Source organism: Mesorhizobium sp. M0048 (assembly GCF_040323405.1).
GTDB lineage: Bacteria > Pseudomonadota > Alphaproteobacteria > Rhizobiales > Rhizobiaceae > Mesorhizobium.
The window spans coordinates 40544-64069 of sequence record NZ_JAMYUV010000015.1; the positions used below are offsets into that span (position 1 = coordinate 40544).

A 23526-nucleotide genomic window follows, 5' to 3' on the forward strand; every position below is an offset into this window, starting at 1 on the left:
TCGAGAAGCGCCTTCGTGATCTCAATTCTTAATATATGATTAACAACCAAGGCCGCGTTCTCCCGGCTTAACTCTTGTGAAAGGTTGGGCTGACAAGTAGTCTACGGTAGTAGTCTTGAAAAAGAATATATTGGATTGACTAATATTTTAATCATCGGCCACGCCGACGCATCCCGGCGCTGGGAAAATGAGCTTCTGGCGCGGTTGAGTGCGGCTGGACATGCGGTTTCGAGTAGCCGCGCGCCGACGCCTGAACCCAATGCGCGCGGAATGGATAATGTGCTGGCGCTCGAGGGCCGGCGCTTCGGCCCCTCATTGGCAAGCCGTTCCGAGCCGTTGCGATCCGGCGATACCGGCCCAGTCGATCTTGTAGTCGATCTTACCGCTATCGCCGCCCGACGGGGCACGCCTGTCCTGACGCTCGAATTTTGCGGCCACAGCAGCTTTGCCGCGGGCATGACCGAGATGCTGGCGAGCGGGCGGTTGCCCGAACTCACCGCGCGCCTCGACGGCGTTGCCGTCGCCAGGGCGCGGCCGATGATCAGCGATCGGCTATGGCTCTCCCGGACCAGCAACGACCTGCTCGCCGGCGCCATCTCCCTGATCGCCCAATGTGTCGCCCGCTTTTCCGCGGGCAAACTTGCGCCGATTATTGAGAGCCCGGCGCCGCCCCTGCAGAAAGGCGGATTTATCAGGCACTATCTGCCCTTTTTCGGCAGGGGAATGGTCGACCGCGCGGTGCAAAAACTGCGACGTGGTCGGCGCCCCTTCTATTGGCAGGTTGCTTACCGGCTGATCGACGGTCCAGGCGTCGCCGAGACCGGACGACTCGACGGTAAGCCGTTCACCGTGCTTGCCGATGACGGGCAGCGCTTCTACGCCGATCCGTTCGTTCTCGAGCGCGACGGCCGCCATTTTCTGTTTGTCGAGGAATTTCCCTATGCCACGGGCCGCGGCGTGATTTCGGTAGCCGAACTCGACACCGACGGCACTTTCGGCGTGCCGAAGGTGGTGCTGGAGGAAGCACACCACCTGTCATATCCGCAGGTGTTCGCTCGCTCCGGCGAGATTTTCATGATCCCGGAAAGCGCTACGGCGCGCGAACTGGTGCTCTACCGTGCCGTGCAGTTTCCGGATCGCTGGGTACGCGATACGGTGCTGATGACGAACAGGGATTTCAACGACGCCACGCTGCTCGAATCCGACGGCCGCTTCTGGCTGTTGGGGACTGAGCGGTTCGGTCACGGTAGCGCGTCTGACACGATGGCGGTCTATTCCGCCCCGGCGCTGCGTGGGCCGTGGGCTGCGCACGCGCTCAATCCCGTCGCGGTCGACCACTCCGCCACTCGGCCGGGCGGCGCCTTTATCCGCCAGGAGGGCTCGCTGCTGCTGCCGGTGCAAAACGGCTCAAGAGCCTATGGTGGCGGCCTGGGGTTAATGCGACTGGATCGGCTTGATGATTTCGATATCCGTTTCGAACTGCCCCGCCCAATCGATCCGGGGCCGGCATGGGCCCGCGCGGGCATTCACACGCTCAACCGCGCGGGACGTGTCGAGGTCGTGGACAGCGCCGGCTGACCGGATTTGAGGCCCGTGCTTAACGAGATCCAGCCGGCTTCAATGCCGCGACCGAAGACTGGTCCCTGTAGGCAAGCAGCAACACCACGATGATCGTCATGTCCGGCGTTTTTGACGAAAGCGCGTTGTTCGACAGCGCAGCAAGCAAGAACGTTATGGTGCCGATCCATGCCGGCAGCGGCGCCCCTCGCAGCAGCCGGAAGACAAACCAGAATATCAGCGCTGTAAACAGCAGGGCTATGGGCAGGCCGAAGAGCAAGATGATTACCACAGGCGCGCTTTCGATGTAGGGCAGATGCAGCTTCTGCCTGACGATCGCCAGCAGGTCGTCAACGTTCATGCCGAACAGGATGTCGTTCCAGCTGACTAGTCCGAACACCTGGTAAATGGTCACCCGGGCCATGAAGTTTTCGTCGAAGATGGTGTTGCTGAACCGATTCAGCAGACCGCCCGCAAACAGTACAGCTACGAGCACCGCACCACCGGCGACGGTGAACATCAGTACGACAAATTTGGCCTGCCGCTCGTATTTGAGCGATAGGCCCGGCCAGGGCACGAACAGCAGCAGAATGAGGATTTCCGCCGTCGCGAGCATCAGCGCAGCGCGAGCGCCTGACGCAGCGCAACCGATGAATAACAGCAAGATCGCCATCACCCGCGCCCAAATGCGCCAGTGCGTCAGCGGCACAAATCCGATGGTCGTGGCGCAGAGCGCGCCCAGTGCCAGCGGATGAGCCGACAGGCCAGTTGGCCTGAATTGCAGTTCGTTCAAGCCATAGGGCAACAACCGATGTTGAGTCACCGCCTCGATGGTGCCGATGACAGCGCTCAGGACCGCCATTCCAAGCACGACGTCTCCCAACGCCCGCCGCACCTCTGCATTCAATGCCAGCATCAGCAGGCCTGTGGCGCCGGCCACCAGATAGGTATCGATGATGAAGCCGGAGGAGCCCGCACGGCCGGTAACGAACAAATAAGGCACCAGCGCGAACATCAGCACCGAATAGCGGATCAACGCCTTGAATATTCCAATTTCATCGCCGTGCAGCAAAAACGGCCGGCTGAAAAGAACGATAGGAAGCAGTAGGATGATCGCATAGGTGCCGAAATGCAGCTTTTCGTAGAACGAGCCTCCCTGGGCCGTATAGTCGACGACCATGTTCATCACTTGCGGCGACACCGTAAAGCGAAGCAGGAGCGCGAACGCTGCACATAGGAAAAACAGCAGCGACAGCGCGTTCTGACGGCGCGCTCGACTGGACAACACTCGTTCCGAAGTGGCAGCGGGATAGCTCATGGCCCATCCAAATGGCGATATTCGAACGGCATTCTGGGCAACGAATCCCTTCAGCGTCCGCCAAGCGGACCGTGTGAACGGCAAAATGGGCCAACTTGGAAAATAAGATGTTAACGATGTTTCTGTAGAGCAGGCCAAGCGTAATGATTTAACAAGGGTTGTCACCATGCCTGCCGGTTCCGGCACACCCCCTATCTCCGCGACGGCTTCCAATAACAGTGCATTCGAGCGTATTGCCAATGCACGGCGCAGGGCATTGCTGCAACAGCATGGCCCAGTCGCGGCGCTAAGCTCCGCACCGGTGACGCCGCAACCTCCGGAGCCTGTCGCCACGGTGACCCTGGACAAGATCGGCGATTTTCTCGAGCTCGATTTTCGACGCCTGTTCGTCTGGCTGCGGGCCGGCCTCGCCCTGGCGTTCATGCTGGCGGTAATCGGCGGCATTGTCGGCGGCGCCTATGCATTGCTGAGCAAGCAGCGTTACACCGTCACGACGGAGGTCCTCATCAACCCTTCCAATTTGCAGGTTGTGGAAAACGACCTCTACTCGCAACCGGGCCAGGTCGATAGCCAGCTGCTCAGCACACGCAGCAAGCAGCGTATCCTGACCTCGGGCAACGTGCTTTCCCGTGTGGTGGACGAACTGAATCTGACTCACGATCCGGAATTCTTCGATCCGGACCGGAGCACATCCTCGTCCGGCGCTGTGGCGAAGCCCGACCCGAGGCTCATCGCCTTGAAGAACCTGGCGGACCGGGTAGACGCCATCGCGGATCCGACCTCGTTTGTCACAACCCTCTCGGTATCTGCGGAAACCACCGCCAAGGCGATCCTGATCTCGCAGGCCATAGTCAAAAACTTCCAGGAAGAACTGGCTAAGGCGGAAGCTGCCGGCGCCAGCCGTGCCGCGGCTGCCCTTGACAGCCGGCTTGGCCAACTCAAGAGCGACGTGCAGGCAGCCGAAGAGAAGGTCGAGAGCTACAGGCGCAGCCACAACCTGTCGTCCAGCAATGGGCAGCTCGTCAGTTCGCAGACGCTGACGCAGCTCAATGGCGAAATCGTCGATGCGCAATCGCGTGTCATCGCCGCGCAGGCAAGCTACGACGCCCTGGTTGCCTCCGGTATCAACGGGGCCAATCCCGACCCCACGGTTTCGGAAGCGCTCGCGGCGCTGCGCGACAGGTCAAACAGCCTGCGGCAGCAGATCGATTCACAGTCGATGACCTTCGGTCCGCGCCACCCGACGATTGTCAGGCTCAGGACGGAACTCGAGACCGTCAACTCGCAACTCCGGGCCGAGTTCTCCCGCACCATCGGCACGGCAAAGGCCAGCCTGGACAAGGCCAAGGCCTCGTTGGCTTCTCTCAACGCGAGGATGAACGATCTGAAGAGCAATGTATTCACCGACAGCGAATCCGAAGTCGCCCTGCGTGAACTTGAACGCGATGCCGCCTCGAAGAGAGCGGTCTATGAGAGCTTCCTGTCACGTGCGCGCCAAATCAGCGAGCGCGAGCAGATCGACACCACAAACGTACAGGTGATTTCGACCGCGGTGCCCCCGCCAGCGCGCTCATGGCCCCCGCGCACTGCCCTGGTGGCAGGCGCAGGAGCGTTCGCAGGCTTTGCCCTGGGCATGCTGCTGGCCATCGGCATGGGCATCATCCGCGACATGCGCCGGCCGCCGAACCGATCAGGCCTTGCCGCCAGCCGAGCCTGAAGCAAGGCATGGCGAAGCGCATCGTTTTCCACATCGCCAGCCTGAGGGGCGGCGGCGCCGAACGTGTTTTCGTCCTGATGGCAAATGAACTGGCGTCGCGTGGCCACGAGGTCACGCTTTTTACCTGGAACGCGGAAGGCCCTAACGCCGCGCTGCGTTCCGCTGCCGTGCATCTGGTCGACTTCGGCCTTCTCTTGCGCGGCGAGGGTTACGCCAAGTCGGCGACGCTGAAAGGCATCGTGCGAAGCGCAAATTTGTTCCGCCGCCTTGATCCTGATGCGGTCTATAGCGCCCCGGAATTCGCCAATCTGGTGATGGCGCTGTCACTCATGTTGGCCAGAAGCCGGGCAAAATTCTTTCCAAGTTTCCATGCCGCCGCCTCGCTGCCTGCCAGCGGCCTCGGCGCGAGGCTGGCGATCTGGCTTTCCGCGCTGGTTGCAGCGCGTGCAACCAAAGCCATCGCCGTTTCAGCGGGTGTCGGCCGTGACATCATCGCCCGCGGCTTTCCCGAATCCAAGGTCGTCGTCATTAACAACCCGCTGCCGCCGGCTGAAGCACCGCAGGGGAATTCTTATGCCTGGCAGGCAGCATTGGCGGCGATGGGCGATGGCCCGGTCATCGCCACCGCCGGACGCCTGGTGCCGGTCAAGGACCACCGGACTTTGCTGCGGGCCTTCGCTGCCCTGCGCGCCGGCCGCCCTGCCCGGCTTGTCATCTTCGGCGAAGGTCCGCTGGCTGCCGAATTGCACGCCTATGCCGAAGAGACCGGCATCGGCGCGCACGTGCTCTTTGCCGGCTACGTCAACGACCCCGCAGCTTGCTATGCCGCAGCCGATCTGTTCGTCCTTACATCCACGAGCGAAGGCTTTGGCAACGTGTTGGTCGAGGCCATGGCTGCAGGTGTCCCCGTAATTTCTACCGATGCTCCGCATGGCCCGCGCGAAATACTCGGTGACGGCCGCTTCGGCACCTTGGTACCGGTCGGTGATGCCGCAGCCCTGGCAAAGGCGATGGCCGAAATGCTGGATCACCCCATCCCTGCTGCCGTGCTGAGAAACAGGGCGCTGGATTTCACAGTCGACAAGATCGGCGATCGCTACGAAGCGTTGCTCTAGTTGTCGCGCACGGCCAGCAGATCGCTGTTGGATGCGATCGACGCGGTCGGGTTTTGATTGCCGTAATCTCTTCACAAGCTGAAGCGCAACGATTCATGGTGAGGCGTCCCGTCGTTCCTTGAGTTGCTGGGCGAGGAAGTCCTTGACGGAATCGAGAACCGCGTCCCGTTCATGAGATACGCCTGGCAGCAAATCGAAACGCACGCGCGCACCCGCCTCCTCGAACGATCGACACAATGCCCTGAGGCGTTCCGGCCGTGTTCGCCCGGCATCGTTGGCGCCTGGCATCCAATGGGTGCTGCCTTGGACATGAGTGATTTCCCAAGTCTCCAGGTCAGCGTCGCCGATGATCATCTGGAAAGGCACTTTTGCCAGCGCTGCGGCATCGACGGTGATGCCGAACTTCTCCGGCAGATCGCGAATGCCCACCCACCAGTCATGCGTCGGATCGAGTAAGGTCACCGAGCCTGGCGCGCCGATTGAGGCCGCCCAGAGCCTGTCGGGATGCAGGATAGCAAAACGATGCGTGAAATGCCCGCCGCCGGAAAATCCGAACATGGCAAAGCGGCTCCAATCCTGACTGTATTTGGCGCTGACCTCCTCAATCATGGCGAGCAGCACCTGATCGTAGCGTATGTTGCCCTCGAGCATATATTTGTACCCGCTGCGGGCATCGTCCCCGAGAACGCCGATCGGAAACAGCGGACACAACACGGCGCAGCCGTTCCAGCGTCCGAACTCGGAAAACGCGTCGCGGAATCCAAGAAAAGAGGTGCGGCCGGTGCCATGGACAGCAACCATCAGGTCGACTTTGGCCCCTTCTCCAACCGCGGGAGGCACATACAGGCAATAGTGAAAGCGCGGGTCTGATTTGGAAGCAAAGATGGCGGTCGCGCCAAGGTCATAGGTAACGCGACCGCGATCTGCGACAGACCCCCTGGCAACGCTTGTCAAACCGATAACTCCTTAATAAGCCCGGCGTTCACGGCAATCTTATACCGGTCGGCCGACCTCGTGAACTGGATGCGCCTCCAGGCAGCCGCGAGGAGGACCTCGTCGTGCACCGGAAGCAGGGCGCCGGCGGGACGATCGGAGGCAAAAAGAATGCCTCCGCCAAGGCCTCGAGAAGCCGCCATTAACTTTTCGTTAACCATGCCGGGCTAGCCTTAACCAATCAGTAAGGACTCGCCTCTGTGACCTGCGTCGCTCCCATCCAAAACAAGTCCATACGCTTTCGAGCGCGCTCGTTTGTAGCCTTCACCCTCACCCCTGAGGCCCCGCTAGGGGAATGGCTGCAAAGCCTCGATCACTGGACCGAAAACTCTCCCGGCTTCTTTGCCGGCCGCCCGGTTGTGCTCGATCTGACTATGTTCAAGCCCGAGGTGGGCGAGATGCGGGATCTGGTCTCACAACTCGCGGAGCGCGGGATTCGCATTTACGCGATCGAGGCCGATGGCAATGTTGCTCTTGATGCCGATCTGCCGCCGCTCCTCGTTGGCACCAAGGAGGCCACCGCTGATACGCTTTACGCGCAGCCGAACCCGAAGGCCGCCGCTGAGGCCAAGACGGAAGAGCCGCAGGCGCCGAACTCATTGATGATCAAGGCACCGATCCGCTCCGGCCAGTCGATCTTTCACCCCGATGGCGACGTGGTCATTGTCGGCTCCGTCAGTTCCGGATCCGAGATCATCGCCGGAGGATCGATCCACGTCTACGGCACGTTGCGTGGACGTGCCTTCGCCGGCGCCACGGGAAATTCCGCAGCTCGCATCTTTTGCCGGAAAAATGAAGCCGAACTTCTGGCGGTAGACGGCTGGTACCGCACCGCCGAGGAGATGGACGCCTCCTCGCGAGGAAGGCCGGTACAGGCCTTTCTCGAGGACGGCGCACTTTGCGTCGCACCGCTCAACTAACAACATTGGAGGCACAAATATGGGCAAGGTAGTGGTTGTCACATCCGGCAAAGGGGGTGTCGGCAAGACGACCTCGACGGCCGCTCTCGGCGCCGCGGTCGCGAAAACCGGCAAGCGGGTGGCCCTCGTCGACTTCGATGTCGGCCTGCGCAACCTCGATCTGATCATGGGCGCCGAGCGGCGCGTTGTTTTCGATATCGTCAACGTCATTCAGGGAACCGCCAAGCTCTCGCAGGCGCTGATCCGTGACAAGCGGCTCGAAACGCTGTTCCTGCTGCCGGCCTCGCAAACGCGCGACAAGGATGCTCTCACCGAGGAAGGCGTCGCCGACGTCATCGACAAGCTGCGCTCGGTTTTCGACTACGTCTTCTGCGACAGCCCGGCCGGCATAGAGCGGGGCGCGCGACTTGCCATGCGCTTTGCCGACGAGGCGGTAATCGTCACCAACCCCGAAGTGAGCTCGGTCCGCGATTCCGATCGCATCATCGGCCTGCTCGACTCCAGGACGATGAAAGCAGAGCAAGGTGAATCGATTGCCAAACACGTCCTCGTCACGCGCTACGACGCTGCCCGCGCTGCCCGCGGCGAGATGCTCAGCATTGATGACGTTCTCGAGATCCTGTCCACGCCTCTGCTGGGAATAATTCCCGAGAGCCAGGACGTGCTGCGCGCATCCAATGTGGGCGCGCCGGTTACGCTCAGCGAAAACACCAACCCCGCCGCACGCGCCTATATCGACGCGGCAAGAAGACTCGAGGGCGAGGACCTGCCGGTCATTCTGCCTTTCGAACGGAGGGGCCTCCTCGACCGGCTGTTGGGAAGGAGGGCAGCATGAACCTGCTCGATATCTTCAAGCGCCGCGGCAGCGCGCCCGTGGCGCGCGAGCGCTTGCAACTGCTGTTGGCTTACGAGCGTCGAAGCCGCAACCAGCCCGATCTCGTCTCCGTGTTGCGCGAGGAGATCATGGCGGTGATCGCCCGGCATGTTCAGGTCGACCAGGATTTCCTGCAGGTAAGCATGGATCACGGCGAAACGACGTCGAGATTGGAGATCGACATCCAGATCCCCAACAAAGTCGCAATGCCCATGGCCGCGGCGTTCTAACGAAACCCTCCGGTCAGGGCTTGCGTCGGCTGCTGCCGAAATTGCGGCGCCGTGGTTGGTGTGCTTGAGCCGATCGCCACCGGCAAGTTCTCGCAATTCGAGGACAATAACCACTCCCTCACCAAAACCCCGCGGCCGTTTCCAGCCGCGGGGCGCCTTGGGAGGGCCTTTCGAAACCCGTGGTCAAATGTTGGCGAGCAATTCGTTGACGCGGCTTTCCATGTCGGCAAGGGCGGTGTCGACGTCCTTCTGGCCACTGATTGCTGCACTCATCTCTTCGCCGATAATGTCCTGGATCGCAAACTGACGCTGTACGGCGGACGGCAGCGGCTTGCCGAGATCAGCGACCGCAGAGATCGTGTTGCGATGCGGCAGTGCCTTGAAGGCGTCCGAAGTGATGACGGCCTTATAGGCCGGCAAGTGGCCGGTGCGCGACCATTCGAAGTCGTTGTCGGCGAAGAACTTCAGGAATTTACCGATAGCCGCGATCTGTTCAGGCGTGCGGTCTTTCTGCGAAACGGCCCAGGTGTGGCCGTCGGCATATTGCGCATGGGCGCCGCCAAACAGCTGCGGATACGGATAGACCGCATATCCGCCCTTGTTGAGGGCCGTCCCCTTGGTCTCGGACTGGGCGTTGTAATCGCCGACCACCCACGTACCGTTGAGATGGACGCCACCCTCGCCGGCAAGGAAGGCGTTGATCGAGCCGCCATAGTCGAGATCCTTGGTGGTGTAGCCCTTCTCGAAGATCGCCTTGTACATCTCGACGACCTTCTTGGCTTCCGGCGTATTCAATTTCACATGCTTCGGATCGGCAAAGAAATCGGAATCCTGCTGGAAAAGATAGGTGTAGAGGTTGCGTGTGTAGAGTGCAGTCTCATTGGCCAGGTTCTGGACGAAATAAGGCTTGCCCGTCTTCTGCTTGAACTGTTCGGCCTGGGCGAGCAGTTCCTCGGGCGACTTTGGAAAAATCGGCGTGCCGTCGGCATTGACGAGGCCGGCTTGTTTGAAAAGATCCATGTTGACGTGATAGAGCATCGTCCAGCTGTCGATCGGCAGGCCATAGATCTTGCCGTCTTTGGTGGCGCCATTGCGTGCCGCGTCGGTGAAGGCGTCGGGTGTCACGCCGACCGACTTCAAGAGATCGTCGAGCGGCATCAACAGGCCCTTCGACTGATAATCCGACAGTACGGATTCATGGATCGTGACGATGTCCGGAGCGTCGCCTGAAGCGAACTGGGCGGTCAGCTGATCATAGCCGGGCCATTCCACGGTGGTGACGTTGACGTGGACATCGGGATTGTCGGCGTTGAACTTGTTGATCAGCGAGGTAATGATGCCGCATTCGCCAACGGCCTTGGTGGCATCGGTGTTGGTGCCGAAATCAGCATCGCAGGCGCCGAAAAAGCGCTGCACGCTCAGTTCCGTGGCCGCGAAGCTTGGAGCTGCGAGCAGCATTGCGCCCGCAGAGACTGCGGCAAACAGTATTTTCTTCAGTTTCATATCAGTTCCTCCTACTGAGTTTCCGCCGCTCCACCCTGGATTGGCTTTCGTGCTTCAATCGCTGCCCATTCCCCCGGCCGTCAGGCTATCTTCGTTATCTCACCGCAGCGCCGGAGACCGCCGTGACGATGTATTTCTGGAAGAACAGGTAGACGATCAGGATCGGGGCACCGGCGAACACCGCCTGCGCCATCAGGAAGCCGATGCCTTCGGACTGGGCGAAATTGGTCTGGGTCGAGGCCATGCCGACCGTCAGCGTGAACATGTCCTTCCTCGTCGCCGAAATCAGCGGCCAGAAGTAGTCGTTCCACGCGCCGAGAAAGGTGAAGATGCCGAGCGTCGCCTGCGCAGGCAGCGTGAGCGGCAGAAGCACCTTCCAGAAAATCCTGAGCCGGCTGGCGTTATCAAGCATGGCGGCTTCGTCCAGCTCCTTGGGGATGGCCTTGAAATACTGGGTCATCAGGAAGACGCCGAACGGAGCCGAAAGGCCCGGCAGGATGAGCCCTTGATAGGTGTTGTGGAACTTCAGCATGCTGAAAATCTGGTGACGGGCGACCAGCACGGCCTGTTCCGGGACCGCCAGGCCGAACAGCACGATCACGAACAGCACGTCTCGGCCGGGGAAATTCAGCCGCGCAAAGCCGTAGCCGGCGAGCGACGACAGGATCAACGTGCCGAACGTCAACCCGCCTGAGACGATGATGCTGTTGCGCACCCAGATGAACACCGACGAGGTGCCGACGGTGTTGATGTAGTTCTTCAGCGTATAGGGCGCGTGAAACACCGAGTTCGGATCGGCCATCAGCTCCGTATTGTCCTTGAGCGACAGGCCGATGACCCACAGAACCGGCGCGATCATGACGATCGAAAGCAGGATGACGAGGGCCAGCAACACATGGTCGCCAAATGCCCGTCCCTTGATGGAAGCGGCCGGAGCGCTCATGCCTGGTCTCCCCTGCTGCGCGTCACCAGGTACTGGGCCATGGCCGCGACCAGGATGAGGATGAACAGGATTTCCGATGCCGCGGCGCCCAGGCCGAGATCCCAGCGACGGAATGCGGTATCGTAGATGTAGAGCACGATCGGCTTGGTCAGGTTGTTCGGACCGCCCCGCGTCATCAGCCAGGCCTGGCCGAACAGCTGGAATTGCAGCACGATCTGGATGATGATCACCAGGATGAAGGTCCGCTTGATCGACGGCAGCGTGATCGAGCGTAGCGTCTGCCAGCGATTGGCATTGTCCAGCGCTGCCGCCTCGTAAATATCCTGTGGAATCTGCTGGAGCGCCGAGAGAAAGAGCATCATCGGCAGGCCGATGCACCACCAGACGGTGGCAATGGCGATGCCGATCATCGCAAGGCTGGGATCGGAAATGAAGGCCGGTGCGGTTGCGCCGAACCATCCGTAGATCGTCGACAACAGGCCGACATTCGGAATGAAGACGATGCGCCAGATCAGCGTGACGATGGTGACCGACAGCACCGACGAGGAAAAGAACAGCGTCCGCAAAACCGCGGCAGTGCGCGTGCGGCGGTTGAGGCAAAGCGCCAGGAAAAGGCCGATCAGCGCCAGCGTCGGCACGGTCAGAAGCACGAAGTAGAAGGTGTTCCAGATCGATTGCAGGAAGACCTTGTCGTGATACAGCCTGGCGTAATTGCCGAGACCGACAAAATTTCCGGACGAAAACGTGTCGGCCTTGTGGAAACTCAGCCACATCCCCCAGAGCAGCGGGAAGAGCAGCAGCGTGGTGAAGAAGAACAAGAATGGCGCAACGAAAATGAAGTTTCGCCATTGCGGCGCATAGATGTCGGCGGTAGGGGCTCTGACGCCGACAGCAAGCGTCGCGGTCGGGGACGTCGCCAGCCGGTCAACCATCTCAGGCCTCCCTCGCATGCCAGGCGCGGCCGGTCTCGTTGAACAGATGCGATTTCTGGCCGTCGAAGGCGAGCCCGATTCTGTCGCCGACGGCGACGCGGCTGTTGCCGGCATCGGAGCCGACGATCTGCTGGCCATCGCCCAGCCGCGCGTAGATCAGGGTGCGTTCGCCGAGCCGCTCGAGCACATCGACGACGCCGTCGGCATTGCCCTGTCCGGCGGCAACGATGCGCACGTCTTCCGAACGGATGCCGAAAGTGTAGTTGCCATCGGTCAATTGGCTGGAGGCGATCTCGGTCTGCACCGAGATGCCGTCCGCAAATCTGGCCGTGGCGTTCTTGCCCGATCTGTCGAGTGTCGCATCGACGAAGTTCATCGCCGGCGCGCCGACGAAACCCGCGACGAATTTGGTCGCCGGGCGTTCGTAGATCTCCATAGGGGTACCGATCTGGTCGATCTTGCGATTGTTCATGACGACAATGCGGTCGGCCAGCGTCATTGCTTCGACCTGGTCGTGGGTGACGAAGATCATCGTCGATTGCAGCCGCTGGTGAAGCTGGGCAAGCTCGATGCGGGTTCGGGTGCGCAGCGCCGCATCGAGATTGGAGAGCGGCTCGTCGAACAGGAAGGCCTTCGGCTCCTTGACGATCGCACGGCCGATCGCGACGCGCTGCCGCTGACCGCCGGAGAGCTGGCCCGGCTTGCGATCGAGCAGATGCGCCATTTCGAGGATGCGGGCGGCTTCGTTGATGCGCGCCTCGATGACCTTGCCTGGTACGCCGATATTCGCAAGGCCGAAGGCCATGTTGTCGCGCACCGTCATATGCGGATAAAGCGCATAGGACTGGAACACCATCGCAATGCCGCGCTTGCCCGGCGGCAGATGATCGATGCGCTCGTTGTTGATGGCAATCTCGCCGCTATCGACAGCTTCAAGACCGGCGATCATCCGAAGAAGCGTCGATTTTCCGCAGCCGGACGGCCCCAGGAACACGATGAATTCGCGTGCCCTTATGGAGAGCGACAGATGATCCAGCACCGTCATGGCACCGAACTGCTTGCTCACGTTCCTGATCTCGATATCGGCCGTCACGTCGACGCTCCTCCTCAGCGTTTGCGCTTTCTCGATGATCCGCCCGAACTCAGAGCCTCAGGCGTATGAACTGGTAGGAATACGCCGGCAGCGACAGGTTTAGTTTGCCGCCGGCGACTTCGGCGCCCTCACCCTTCCTGGGGCTGACATTGCCAGGGTTTTCGGCCGAATTGACGGCTTTCAGATCGGCGTGTGCCATCACCTGGTGATCGACGATCTCCGCCGCCCCGAAGCCGGAGAGGTCGACCACTGTTTCGATTACCTCGCTCGAATGGCGGTTGACGGCGAAGAAGGTGACGTGGCCGGTTTGCCTGTCGTGCACGCCGGCAACATCGACATAGGCGACGTCGCCCGCAACGCTGGATCTGTAGGTCGGGCTTTCCACCTTGAGATCCAGCGCATTGCCGCGGCCATAGTTGGAAGCAAACAGATAGGGATAAAAAATCGTCTGCCGCCATGCCGGACCATTCGGAACGGTCATGATCGGCGCGATGACATTGACCAGTTGTGCCAGGCACGCGATCTTGACGACGTCGGAACGGCGGATGAAGGTGTTGAGGATCAGGCCGACCTGCAGCACATCCTCGAAATTATAGATGTCTTCGAGCAACGGCGGGGCGAACGGCCAACCGTCGCTGCCGCCGAGTATCTTCTTGTCCTGCTCCTTGGAATGGTACCAGACGTTCCATTCGTCAAACGAGATGTAAACCTGCTTGTTGGAGCGCTTCTTGGCCTTGATATAGTCGATGACGCCGGCGACCGAGACAATGTAGGCGTCGAGCTTTTCGCTCATGGCGAGATAGTTCGGAGCGTCGTTGGCTTCGTTGTCGAAATACATGTGCAGCGAGATGTAGTCGACCTCGTTGTAGGTATGGTCGAGAACCGTCGCTTCCCATTCAGGGTAGGTGGGCATCTTGGCGTTCGAAGAGCCGCAGACCACCAGTTCGAGTGACTTGGAGAAGGCGCGCATGGCCTTGGCCGTCTCATGCGCCAAGCGGCCATACTCGTCCGCGGTCTTGTGGCCGATCTGCCAGGGGCCATCCATTTCATTGCCGAGGCACCAGAGCTTGACGTCGAAGGGCTCCTTGCGGCCGTTGGCGATGCGCTTGTCGCTCCATTTGCTGCCGCCGGGATGGTTAGCGTACTCCAGCAGGTTGCGGGCTTCGTCGAGGCCGCGCGAGCCGAGATTGACGGCAAGCATCATCTCGGTGTTGGCGCAGGTGCACCAATCGGCAAATTCATGCAGGCCGACTTCGTTGCTTTCCGACGTATGCCAGGCGAGGTCGAGCCGCACCGGGCGCTCTTCCTTGGGGCCAATGCCGTCTTCCCAATTGTAGGCTGAGACGAAATTGCCGCCGGGATAGCGGACGATCGGAACATTGAGTTCCCTGACGAGATCGATGACGTCCTGACGCATGCCGTTGGCATCCGCTGTCGGATGGCCGGGCTCATAGATGCCGGTGTAAACTGCCCGCCCGAGATGCTCGATGAAGGATCCGTAGAGTCTCGGATCGATCTCCGAGACAACAAAATGCGGATGTGCCGTAACGGCTGCCTTCATGCATTCCTCCCATCGATATCACAAATGATGATTTAAATCACCTTGCCCGATATCAAAGAGGAACTGGCAACCCTTCGTCAAGTCAAAAATGCCCAAATGTAGGACAATTAGACCAACGCTTTGGCACAGCAGAAAGCCAAACAGTTGAAGTTGCTGCGTTATCTTCAGAACCCGATTTCATGATATCAACCAGTTTTGATCCTGAGCAGAATGTCCTGATCGTAGTTTCCAAAGCCCTTGCCGAAAATGTTGATCCCGCCGGGGCGCTCGGCGTCGTCCTTGACGCCGATACGGACGCGGATTGAATGATGGCTCTTCAGATCGAGAGCGGCGAGGCCGGTTTCGGAAATCCTGAGACCGTCGACATAGGTGCCGTCATTGGCAATTCGCCAGTTCTTCAGCTTGCCGTATTGCGAGCCCTTGAGCTTCCACCAGGAGGGCGTGAAGACGCCGCGCTTGTCGCCGAAATCCCCCGGCGACGTCCAGGTGCCGACATCGACACCATTGATCGTCAGCGTGATGTCCGAGGGCCAATCGGCGCTGGTGCCCGGCACTTCCGAAGACAGCTCTATCGCCACTTCGAGTCCGGTGATCTCGGCATTGGCGAGCTTGGCATTGTTGGGGAACTGGTATTCGACAAAACCGCGCGTGAACCACAGCAAACCGGCTTTCATGCGATCCGGATCAAGGAAAGTGTTCGGCACATCGAGCAAGCCGATGATGCCGTCCGGCGAACAAAGGCCGCAGGGCGCGGTAACCTCAAAGCCGGTGTAAAGCCCGATCGGCATCGACACTTCGATCGCATCGTTCTTGACCGCACGGTATTCGCTCTTGAACACGACAAGCACTTCTTCGGCCGTCGGATAACAGATTTTCTGACTGCCTTTCTTCGCTTTCAGGTTCTCGGTTCGGATCAGCCCCGCATCCTCCAGCACCTGGATGTTGGTTGAGACGGTCGACTGCGGCAGCGACAGCACGGCGGCGATTTCGTTGATATTCATCGGCCCCTTTTCATGCAGCAGTTTCAGCATCGAGATCCGCGCCGAGGAGGCAAGCCCTTTGAGCACGGCAATGCCTTCCTCAGGTTCAATCACCAGAAAATTGCGACTCATGAAATTGCCCGGCCCACGCGAAATCCATATTCGAAATTTACCCTGTATATCGAGATAGCTGATTTAATCAATGCGCAGGCGGAACGCCGGGCAATTTGTTGAATCCGGCAGGGCGAGGGTCAACCGGTGGCCCTGCACAGAGTTTGTGCTGGAGTCACATGCAGAGTGGACACCTGAACGCCGATCGCCCAATCTAGTCCCGAGCCGAGCCCCGGTGATGGCGGCTTGCACATAAATTGGTGTGGACGGGTCGTGACCAAAGGGTGGAAATTATACGATCAGCGACTGGCCTGGGTCCTCGTCGCGCCTGTGCTTATACTGCTTACCCTGCTTCTGCTGCTGCCGATCGCGATGATGACGGTCTACACGTTTTTCACCTTCGTCACCGCCGGAGTTGAGTCGGCGGTGCTGACCTTCGATAACTGGAAGGAATTCCTCACCGACAGCTACTATCACGGCTTTCTTTGGAAGACCGTTCGCGTCGGCGCCATCACCGCGGTGATCTGCGCGATCCTTGGCTATTTCCCCGCCTATTTCATCTGGGCCACGACCTTCAGGCACAAATGGCTGCTGTTGCTGCTGCTCATCGTGCCGTTCTGGATCAGCTTCACCATCCGGACGTTCTCGTGGATCCACATCCTCGGCGAACAGGGGCTGATCAACGTGGCGCTCATCAGGCTGGGCGTCATCAACGAGCCGTTGCCGATGCTCTACACCGAGGGCGCCGTCATCATGGGGCTGTTGCATTTTCTGCTGCCCTACATGATCCTGAACGTCTATGTCAGCCTGGAAAGCATCGACCGCACGCTGATCGCCGCCGCGCGCTCGATGGGCTGTACCAGCGCGCAGGCGTTCCGCGAAGTGACCTTGCCACTATCGATGCCGGGGCTGGGCGCTGGGCTGCTGCTCTGCTTCGTGCTGGCGGCCGGTTCCTATGTGACGCCGCAGTTGCTCGGCGGTAGCCGCGATGCGCTGTTCGGCAACCTGATTTACGATACCATTATGGGGCAGCTCAATTGGCCGATGGGGGCAACGCTTTCCATCGTCCTGTTCGTCCTGCTCGGCGCCGCCGCGGCCGCCTACAGCCGCTATATGGGCCTGTCGCAGATCATGAAGGGCCTCAGCGCATGAGAGCGGATCATCCCGATCGCGAAGGCAGATGGGCCTGGCGGCTGACCGGCGCGATCACGGTGTGCGTCTACATCTTCATGTTTGCGCCGATCCTCGCCACGGTCGTGCTTTCCTTCAACGCCTCGATGTTCGGCGGCTTTCCCCTCACCGGCTTCAGCCTGCGGTGGTATGAGAAGCTGCTCACCAACGAGCCGGTTCTCGACGCCTTCCGGACATCGATGTGGATTGCCCTGGTAACGGCAACGGTGACGACACTGCTCGGCATCATGGCGGCATTAGCGCTGGTGCGCTTCGAGTTTCGTGGCAAGCAGGTGATCAACACGCTTGTCATTCTTCCCGCGCTGGTCCCCGAAACGATACTCGGCGTCGGCCTGCTGGTCATGATCAAAGCCGTCGACCAGCCGCGCAGCATGACGCTGCTGGTGCTCGGCCACATTCTGCTCACGCTCCCCTACGTGGTGCTGATCGTCCAGGCGCGCATGGTCGGCATAAAGCGTTCCTATGAGGAGGCGGCGCTGTCGCTCGGGGCGCCGCGTGTGTCGACATTCCGCGAGATTACGCTGCCGCTGCTCATTCCCGCAGTGCTTGCCAGCGTCCTGCTCGCTTTCACCATTTCGTTCGACAACACTTCGGCCAGCCTGTTCTGGCGGCCGGCGGGCGTCGAGACCATGCCGACGCAAATCCTTTCGATGCTGAAGATCTCGATCAGCCCCGAGGTGAACGCGCTCGGAACCGTCATGATCCTTTTGACGGTCGGCATTCCCTTGGCTGGCGGGCTCATCCTGCAAAGCCTCACCTGGTTCAAGGCAGGCAAGTGAAAATGAAAATGGGAGAACGGAAATGAAAGTGACAACCACCAAACGACTGGAACGGCTGAATGAGCGCTATGCCGATGGCGACATCAGCCGGCGATCATTCCTGACGCTGACGGCCGCCGCTGCCGCCGCCACCGGGCTTTCCATGCCCTGGATGGGACGGGCGCTGGCCGCGGTTTCGGAAGTGCGCTTCGACGGATGGGGCGGCGTGGTGCAGGAAGCGATCGATAAGTACGCGTTCCAGCCTTACACCGCCAAGTCCAAGGTCAAGGTCGTCCAGGGCACCTTTGGCGACGAGAACGAGATCATCACCAAGATCAAGACGTCGAAGCCGGGCGACTTCCAGATCGTCCATTCTTCCGGCGTCAACTACTACATCAAATACGTCAATGGCGGTTTCAATTCGGAGATCAACGAGGCGAACATCCCGAACATGGCAAATGTGCTGACCGCCATGATCGAGCCGTTCCGCAAGATCACGCCAAAGCTGTCGGCTGTGCCCTATGATTACGGCACCACCGGCATCGCCTACAACAACAAGGTCATCTCGCCGGAGGAAGCCAAGGAAAAGGGCGCCAACCTGCTTACCGACAAGAAATATGCCGGCAAGATCGGCGGCTACGCCGATATGACGACGCGCGTCTGGTATGCGGCGCTGCAGACGAAACAGGACCCCAACAACATCCAGGACATGGATGCCATCTGGGCCAAGGTTCGCGAGACCCGCGACCTGGCCAAGAAGTTCTGGAGTTCCGGCGCGGAACTGATGGACCTCCTGTCGCGAAACGAGATCGTCGTCACCGACGCCTGGTCAGGACGTGTCGCCGCCCTGCAGCAGCAGGGCCAGCCAATCGGCTATCTCGACCCTGCCGGCTCATACGCGTGGATGGAGGACATGCTGGTGCTCAAGGGTTCGCCCATGGCCGAATGCGAGGAACTGATCAACTTCATGCTGGATCCGGCAACGTCGATCGCCGTCGCCGAGGGCCAGAACTATCCGCCATCGCTTGACCCGACCAAGGTGAAGCTGACCGACAAGATCGCGGCACTTCCGGCCTTCGATCCGACCGGATCGATGAAGTCGCTGACCTTCGCCGATCCGCTCTACTGGGCGAAGAACGAAGACGCCTGGACCAAGCAATGGGACAGGGTGTCGAAAGGTGCATGACGACAACAGCCACGACCAGCAGCCCCGGCCGGCTTCGGCCGGGGCCGCTGGCGACCCGCTCGCCCAAGGTGAGAGACAGCCGACAGGAAAGCCTGCGGTCGAGTTTCGCGACATCGATATTTTTTACGGCAAGTTCGCCGCTGTGCGCGATTTTTCACTGGCGATCCGCAAGGGTAGTTTCGTCACCTTGCTCGGGCCGTCCGGCTGCGGCAAGACGACGATCCTGCGATCGATCGCGGGCCTGGTCGACATCTCCAGCGGCCAGATCTCGATCGGCGGAAAACGGGTCGACGACATCCCGATCTACAAGCGCAACATTGGTCTGGTGTTCCAAAACTACGCGCTCTTTCCGCACAAGAACGTCTTCGACAACGTCGCATTCGGCCTGAAATATCGAAACGTGCCGAAACCGGAAATCGTGCGCCGGGTCAAGAAGGCGCTGGACATGGTGCGGCTGCCCGGCAGTGAGACAAAGCTGCCATCACAGCTCTCTGGCGGCCAGCAGCAACGCATCGCACTGGCCCGCGCCATCGTCTTCGAGCCGGAAGTGCTGCTGCTGGACGAGCCTCTGTCGGCACTCGACGCCAACATGCGCGAGGACATGCGCGTCGAGATCAAGAAAATCCAGAGGGAGACGGGCATCACCGCTATCTTCGTGACGCACGACCAGGAAGAAGCTTTGTCGATGTCCGACCACATCGTCGTCATGAATGCCGGCCTGATCGAGCAGATCGGCTCCCCCGCGCAGGTCTATGACCAGCCGGCCACCGCATTCGTCGCCAATTTCCTTGGCAAGGCCAACATGCTGCCCGGCAGCGTGACTGTGATGGACGGCAAGATGGCGACGATCGCGCTGGCCAGCGGCCATGTCGTAAAGGCGGCCGCGCCGAAGGCGCTCGCGACCGGCAGCGCGGTCACCGTCGTCGTTCGCCCGCAGAAGCTTACCGTCGGTACCGTCGGTGCTGCCAACAGGCTGGCGGGACGGATAGTCTCGACCTCCTATCTGGGCGGCAATGCGGTCTACGAGATCGACATCGGCGCCGGCACGCTGGTGCGCGCCAACACGCTGATCGACGGCCAGCCGCTGCGTGAAGGCGAAATGGTCGATGTCTGCTTCGATCCTCTGGGCTGCGTGCTTCTCGACGCGCAAGGCTTACGCATCGCGTAGCGAGGCGGAACTGAGCCGTTCAGTCTTTCCCGTTACCCTTTGGCCCGAGAAACCGCGCATAGACCTCACCGACAATACCGCGCCGGAAAACCAGCACGCAGACCATGAAGGTCAGGCCGGTGGCGATGGTCACCGGAAAACTCGAGGTGGCGAGCGTGTTTTCCAGGCCGACGACCAGACTGGCCCCGATGATCGGCCCGACCATGGTGCCGATGCCGCCGAGGAGCGTCATCAGGATCACCTCGCCCGACATCTGCCAGGTGACGTCGGTGAGCGTGGCAAACTGAAAAACGATCGCCTTGAGCGCGCCGGCCAGCCCGGCCAATGTCGCCGACATGACGAAAGCCGCCAGCTTGTAGTTGGCGACGGAATAGCCCAGCGAAATGGCCCGGCTCTCGTTTTCCCGGATGGAACGCAGGATCATGCCGAAAGGCGAGTTGATGATGCGCCAGATGGCGAACACGCCGATGAGGAAGACTGCCAGCACGAAATAATAGATGTTGATCGAGACGTTCAGGTCGAGCATTCCAAGCAGCCTACCACGCGGCACGCCCTGGATGCCGTCCTCACCTCCGGTGAACGGTGCCTGCACGCAGAAGAAGAAGAACATCTGCGACAGCGCCAGCGTGATCATGGCGAAATAGATGCCTTGCCGGCGGATGGCAAAGAAGCCCATCACAAGGCCGAGCAGCGCGGCACCCAGGACGCCGAGCAGGATGCCGGCTTCCGGCGGCCAGCCCAAGACCTTGACCGCGTATGCGGTGAAATAGGCCGCCCCGCCGAAGAACGTCGCATGGCCGAAGGACAACAGGCCGGTGTAGCCGAGCAGAAGGTTGAACGCGCAGGCAAACAGCGCAAAGCACAGCATCTTCATCAGGAAGATCGGATAGACGAAGAAAGGCGCCACCAGCAGCGCCAGGATGCCGAGCCCGACCAGCGCCCATTCAAGCCGTGCGGAATTCTTGGCACGCGTCTCGCGAAGGGTCAGTTCGGCCATCTCAGGCATCCCTTCCGAACAGGCCGGCTGGCCGGACCAGAAGCACGATCGCCATGATGACGAAGACCACCAGATTGGAGGCTTCGGGATAGAAAACCTTGGTCAAGCCTTCGGCGAGGCCAAGCATGTAACCGGTGACGATCGCCCCGAGGATCGATCCCATGCCGCCGACCACGACAACGGCAAAAACGACGATGATGAGGTCAGATCCCATCAGCGGGCTCACCTGATAGATCGGCGCGGCGAGAACCCCCGCAAGCCCGGCAAGAGCGGCGCCGAGGCCGTAGGTAAGGGTCAGCAGCAACGGCACGTTGACGCCGAAAGCCTGCACCAGGCCGGGGTTCTCCGTTGCCGCGCGCAGATAGGAGCCCAGCCTGGTCTTCTCGATCAGCGCCCAAGTGCCGAAACAGACGATCATCGAGGCTACCACCACCCAGCCGCGATAATTGGGCAGGAACATGAAGCCGAGATTGGTGCCGCCGGACAGCAGCGGCGGCACGGAATAAGGACTTCCCGATACGCCATAGTAGTAACGGAATACCCCTTCGAGCACGAGCGCGAGGCCAAAGGTGAAAAGCAGCCCGTAGAGCGGGTCGATGTCGTAAAGCCTCGACAGCGCCAGGCGCTCGACCACGATGCCGAAGCCGCCGACGATCAGCGGCGACAGGATCAAAGCCGGCCAGTAGCCGATACCGAACCGGGTGAGAAGCAGGTAGCCGATGAAGGCGCCGAGCATATAGAGCGCGCCGTGAGCGAAATTGATGACGCGCAACAGGCCGAATATGACAGCAAGGCCCAGGCTCAGCATTGCGTAGAACGAGCCGTTGATGAGGCCGACCAGCAATTGGCCGAGGAATGCCTGAACGGGTATTCCGAAGATCATCGTCATGGCGCCATCATACACCCAGCACTTCATGCAGCAGCGTCATGCGATCCGGCAGTTCGCCGACCGGAAAGGCCGCCACGACCTTGCCGTGCTCCATCAGGTAGAAACGGTCGGTGACGCGGCTGGCAAAGCGGAAATTCTGCTCGACCAGCAGGATCGTCATACCGCGCTTTTTCATCGTCGCCAGCAGATCGCCGATGCGCTGCACGATGACCGGAGCCAGGCCCTCGGTCGGCTCATCGAGAAGCAGCATTTTCACGCCGGTTCTGAGCATGCGCGCAATCGCCAGCATCTGCTGCTCGCCGCCCGAGAGCCTGGTGCCGGGGCTGTTACGGCGCTCCTTCAGATTGGGGAAAAGATCGAATATTTCCTCCACGCTCATGCCGCCTTCGGCGACGATCGGGGGCAGCACCAGATTCTCGTCCACGGTCAGCGTCGCGAAGATGCCGCGTTCCTCCGGCACCAGGCCGATGCCTTGCTGCGCAGTCCGGTGCAATGGCAGGCGCATCAGATCCTTGCCGTCGAAAAAAATCTGGCCGGTCCGCTGGCGGATTAGCCCGATGATGGCGCGCAATGTCGTGGTCTTGCCGACGCCGTTGCGGCCCAGCAACGTCACAGTTTCACCTGGAAAGACCTCCAGATCGACGCCGTGCAGCGCATGGCTCTCGCCATACCAGGCGTTGAGGTCGCGGACTGCAAGAAGCGGCGCGGCGTCAGTCATCGGCGGTGCCCATATAGGCGACCCTCACCCGCTCGTCGCGGCTGACCGTGGGGTAGTCGCCGGCGGCAAGGATTTCGCCGCGCTGCATGACGGTTATCCAGTCGCAAAGATCGGCCACCACTGTCAGATTGTGCTCGACCATCAGCACGGCGCGATCCCTGGCAACCGAGCGGATGATGTCGGAAACCGTACGCACGTCCTCATGCCCCATGCCGGCCATCGGCTCGTCGAGCAGCAGCACTTTCGGCTCGAGCGCCAGCGTCGTGGCGATCTCGAGCACACGTTTCCTGCCATAGGAGAGATCGGCGGCGGGCCTGTTCTTGGCATCGTCGAGACCGACAGACCGCAAAAGCTCCTCGGCGCGCGGCGTCAATCTATCGAGCGCCGATAGCGAGCGCCAGAACTGAACGCTGAGCCCGCCCGGTCGCTGCAATGCAACGCGCACATTGTCGAGCACGCTGAGATGCGGAAACACTGCCGATATCTGGAACGAGCGCACCAGGCCCATCCGCGCGACTTTGGCCGGCGAGGTGCGGGTGATGTCGTGGCCGAGCAGTTCGATCCTGCCGCTGGTCGGCGGCAGGAACTTGGTGAGCAGGTTGAACACGGTGGTCTTGCCGGCGCCGTTGGGTCCGATCAGCGCGTGGATATTGCCGTGGTAGACGTCGAGATCGACATTCCTGACAGCAACGAAGCCGGCGAAGTCGCGCCGCAAACCGCGGGCGGAAAGCACTACCTGCGGCCGATCCGGTTCAGGCGGCGCCATCGGTCC

The 23526-nt window shown here is 60.7% G+C and carries 22 protein-coding genes; 10 read left to right on the forward strand and 12 right to left on the reverse strand.

The window, feature by feature from the left end; genetic code table 11:
* Positions 1-456: 456 nt before the first annotated feature.
* Positions 457-1578 carry a glucosamine inositolphosphorylceramide transferase family protein gene (locus tag NKJ84_RS15770; RefSeq protein ID WP_352507207.1) on the forward strand — a complete coding sequence of 374 codons (1122 nt, stop codon included), beginning with the start codon at positions 457-459 and terminating at the stop codon, positions 1576-1578.
* Between the two features lie 19 nt (positions 1579-1597).
* On the opposite strand, the gene NKJ84_RS15775 is transcribed toward NKJ84_RS15770, so the two are convergent.
* Positions 1598-3043 carry a VpsF family polysaccharide biosynthesis protein gene (locus tag NKJ84_RS15775; RefSeq protein ID WP_352507208.1) on the reverse strand — a complete coding sequence of 482 codons (1446 nt, stop codon included), beginning with the start codon at positions 3041-3043 and terminating at the stop codon, positions 1598-1600.
* Here NKJ84_RS15775 and NKJ84_RS15780 point away from each other — a divergent pair.
* Entirely contained in the window at positions 3042-4592 is a 1551-nt protein-coding gene (locus tag NKJ84_RS15780; protein WP_352507209.1) for a GumC family protein, read from the forward strand. The genes NKJ84_RS15775 and NKJ84_RS15780 overlap by 2 nt on opposite strands.
* A gap of 8 nt (positions 4593-4600) precedes the next feature.
* On the forward strand, positions 4601-5707 hold the full coding sequence (locus NKJ84_RS15785) for a glycosyltransferase (RefSeq protein ID WP_352507210.1): 1107 nt from the start codon (positions 4601-4603) through the stop codon (positions 5705-5707).
* A 93-nt stretch (positions 5708-5800) separates the two neighbouring features.
* On the opposite strand, the gene NKJ84_RS15790 is transcribed toward NKJ84_RS15785, so the two are convergent.
* A complete protein-coding gene (locus tag NKJ84_RS15790) occupies positions 5801-6661 on the reverse strand; it encodes an alpha/beta hydrolase (RefSeq protein ID WP_352507211.1) in 861 nt (286 codons plus the stop codon).
* A 239-nt stretch (positions 6662-6900) separates the two neighbouring features.
* On the opposite strand from NKJ84_RS15790, the gene minC reads away from it, so the two are divergent.
* From minC to minE, 3 genes are read left to right on the forward strand one after another with little or no spacing between them, the layout of a single operon-like run.
* Complete coding sequence (gene minC, locus NKJ84_RS15795; protein WP_352507212.1) at positions 6901-7620, forward strand: septum site-determining protein MinC; 720 nt, start codon at positions 6901-6903, stop codon at positions 7618-7620.
* Positions 7621-7639: 19 nt separating this feature from the next.
* The gene (minD, locus tag NKJ84_RS15800; RefSeq protein WP_352507213.1) at positions 7640-8455 is read left to right on the forward strand and encodes a septum site-determining protein MinD; all 816 of its coding nucleotides are present in this window, start codon (positions 7640-7642) and stop codon (positions 8453-8455) included.
* Positions 8452-8724: a cell division topological specificity factor MinE gene (gene minE / locus NKJ84_RS15805; protein ID WP_023677151.1), complete on the forward strand. Its 273-nt coding sequence runs from the start codon at positions 8452-8454 to the stop codon at positions 8722-8724. The genes minD and minE overlap by 4 nt, the downstream gene beginning before the upstream one ends.
* 183 nt (positions 8725-8907) lie before the next feature.
* Here minE and NKJ84_RS15810 read toward each other — a convergent pair whose 3' ends face one another.
* From NKJ84_RS15810 to NKJ84_RS15835, 6 genes are all read right to left on the reverse strand, one after another.
* A complete protein-coding gene (locus NKJ84_RS15810) occupies positions 8908-10227 on the reverse strand; it encodes an ABC transporter substrate-binding protein (RefSeq protein ID WP_352475706.1) in 1320 nt (439 codons plus the stop codon).
* A gap of 94 nt (positions 10228-10321) precedes the next feature.
* On the reverse strand, positions 10322-11170 hold the full coding sequence (locus tag NKJ84_RS15815; protein WP_352507214.1) for a carbohydrate ABC transporter permease: 849 nt from the start codon (positions 11168-11170) through the stop codon (positions 10322-10324).
* A complete protein-coding gene (locus NKJ84_RS15820) occupies positions 11167-12102 on the reverse strand; it encodes a carbohydrate ABC transporter permease (RefSeq protein WP_352507215.1) in 936 nt (311 codons plus the stop codon). The genes NKJ84_RS15815 and NKJ84_RS15820 overlap by 4 nt, the downstream gene beginning before the upstream one ends.
* Position 12103: 1 nt before the next feature.
* Positions 12104-13195, reverse strand: a complete 1092-nt coding sequence (locus tag NKJ84_RS15825; RefSeq protein ID WP_352507216.1) for an ABC transporter ATP-binding protein — start codon at positions 13193-13195, stop codon at positions 12104-12106.
* A gap of 49 nt (positions 13196-13244) precedes the next feature.
* A complete protein-coding gene (gene arfA, locus NKJ84_RS15830; RefSeq protein WP_352507217.1) occupies positions 13245-14756 on the reverse strand; it encodes an arabinosylfuranosidase ArfA in 1512 nt (503 codons plus the stop codon).
* Positions 14757-14941: 185 nt separating this feature from the next.
* A complete protein-coding gene (locus tag NKJ84_RS15835) occupies positions 14942-15868 on the reverse strand; it encodes an ArsR/SmtB family transcription factor (protein WP_352507219.1) in 927 nt (308 codons plus the stop codon).
* A 252-nt stretch (positions 15869-16120) separates the two neighbouring features.
* Here NKJ84_RS15835 and NKJ84_RS15840 point away from each other — a divergent pair, with 252 nt between their 5' ends.
* Genes NKJ84_RS15840 through NKJ84_RS15855 form a run of 4 tightly spaced genes read left to right on the forward strand, consistent with a single transcriptional unit; the run spans position 16121 to position 20150 of the window.
* Entirely contained in the window at positions 16121-16999 is an 879-nt protein-coding gene (locus NKJ84_RS15840) for an ABC transporter permease (protein WP_254819522.1), read from the forward strand.
* Positions 16996-17817 (forward strand): ABC transporter permease, encoded by an 822-nt coding sequence (locus NKJ84_RS15845; protein ID WP_352507220.1) that lies wholly within the window; start codon positions 16996-16998, stop codon positions 17815-17817. The genes NKJ84_RS15840 and NKJ84_RS15845 overlap by 4 nt, the downstream gene beginning before the upstream one ends.
* A gap of 22 nt (positions 17818-17839) precedes the next feature.
* A complete protein-coding gene (locus tag NKJ84_RS15850) occupies positions 17840-18982 on the forward strand; it encodes an extracellular solute-binding protein (RefSeq protein WP_254819524.1) in 1143 nt (380 codons plus the stop codon).
* Entirely contained in the window at positions 18975-20150 is a 1176-nt protein-coding gene (locus NKJ84_RS15855; protein ID WP_352507221.1) for an ABC transporter ATP-binding protein, read from the forward strand. Before NKJ84_RS15850 ends, NKJ84_RS15855 begins: the two co-directional genes overlap by 8 nt.
* 19 nt (positions 20151-20169) lie before the next feature.
* Here NKJ84_RS15855 and NKJ84_RS15860 read toward each other — a convergent pair whose 3' ends face one another.
* Genes NKJ84_RS15860 through NKJ84_RS15875 form a run of 4 tightly spaced genes read right to left on the reverse strand, consistent with a single transcriptional unit; the run spans position 20170 to position 23520 of the window.
* Entirely contained in the window at positions 20170-21147 is a 978-nt protein-coding gene (locus NKJ84_RS15860) for a branched-chain amino acid ABC transporter permease (RefSeq protein ID WP_352507222.1), read from the reverse strand.
* Between the two features lies 1 nt (position 21148).
* On the reverse strand, positions 21149-22036 hold the full coding sequence (locus NKJ84_RS15865; protein ID WP_352507223.1) for a branched-chain amino acid ABC transporter permease: 888 nt from the start codon (positions 22034-22036) through the stop codon (positions 21149-21151).
* Positions 22037-22043: 7 nt separating this feature from the next.
* Positions 22044-22754 (reverse strand): ABC transporter ATP-binding protein, encoded by a 711-nt coding sequence (locus NKJ84_RS15870; protein WP_352507224.1) that lies wholly within the window; start codon positions 22752-22754, stop codon positions 22044-22046.
* Positions 22747-23520 (reverse strand): ABC transporter ATP-binding protein, encoded by a 774-nt coding sequence (locus NKJ84_RS15875; protein WP_352507225.1) that lies wholly within the window; start codon positions 23518-23520, stop codon positions 22747-22749. Before NKJ84_RS15875 ends, NKJ84_RS15870 begins: the two co-directional genes overlap by 8 nt.
* Positions 23521-23526 lie beyond the last annotated feature (6 nt).

Bases quoted from the DNA above. Each gene is read 5' to 3' on its own strand.
- NKJ84_RS15770 (WP_352507207.1), top strand. From the start codon at position 457: ATGACCGAGATGCTGGCGAGCGGGCGGTTGCCCGAACTCACCGCGCGC.
- NKJ84_RS15780 (WP_352507209.1), top strand. From the start codon at position 3,042: ATGCCTGCCGGTTCCGGCACACCCCCTATCTCCGCGACGGCTTCCAAT.
- NKJ84_RS15775 (WP_352507208.1), bottom strand. From the start codon at position 3,043: ATGGTGACAACCCTTGTTAAATCATTACGCTTGGCCTGCTCTACAGAA.
- NKJ84_RS15785 (WP_352507210.1), top strand. From the start codon at position 4,601: ATGGCGAAGCGCATCGTTTTCCACATCGCCAGCCTGAGGGGCGGCGGC.
- minD (WP_352507213.1), top strand. From the start codon at position 7,640: ATGGGCAAGGTAGTGGTTGTCACATCCGGCAAAGGGGGTGTCGGCAAG.
- minE (WP_023677151.1), top strand. From the start codon at position 8,452: ATGAACCTGCTCGATATCTTCAAGCGCCGCGGCAGCGCGCCCGTGGCG.
- NKJ84_RS15810 (WP_352475706.1), bottom strand. From the start codon at position 10,227: ATGAAACTGAAGAAAATACTGTTTGCCGCAGTCTCTGCGGGCGCAATG.
- NKJ84_RS15815 (WP_352507214.1), bottom strand. From the start codon at position 11,170: ATGAGCGCTCCGGCCGCTTCCATCAAGGGACGGGCATTTGGCGACCAT.
- NKJ84_RS15820 (WP_352507215.1), bottom strand. From the start codon at position 12,102: ATGGTTGACCGGCTGGCGACGTCCCCGACCGCGACGCTTGCTGTCGGC.
- arfA (WP_352507217.1), bottom strand. From the start codon at position 14,756: ATGAAGGCAGCCGTTACGGCACATCCGCATTTTGTTGTCTCGGAGATC.
- NKJ84_RS15835 (WP_352507219.1), bottom strand. From the start codon at position 15,868: ATGAGTCGCAATTTTCTGGTGATTGAACCTGAGGAAGGCATTGCCGTG.
- NKJ84_RS15845 (WP_352507220.1), top strand. From the start codon at position 16,996: ATGAGAGCGGATCATCCCGATCGCGAAGGCAGATGGGCCTGGCGGCTG.
- NKJ84_RS15850 (WP_254819524.1), top strand. From the start codon at position 17,840: ATGAAAGTGACAACCACCAAACGACTGGAACGGCTGAATGAGCGCTAT.
- NKJ84_RS15860 (WP_352507222.1), bottom strand. From the start codon at position 21,147: ATGGCCGAACTGACCCTTCGCGAGACGCGTGCCAAGAATTCCGCACGG.
- NKJ84_RS15865 (WP_352507223.1), bottom strand. From the start codon at position 22,036: ATGACGATGATCTTCGGAATACCCGTTCAGGCATTCCTCGGCCAATTG.
- NKJ84_RS15870 (WP_352507224.1), bottom strand. From the start codon at position 22,754: ATGACTGACGCCGCGCCGCTTCTTGCAGTCCGCGACCTCAACGCCTGG.
- NKJ84_RS15875 (WP_352507225.1), bottom strand. From the start codon at position 23,520: ATGGCGCCGCCTGAACCGGATCGGCCGCAGGTAGTGCTTTCCGCCCGC.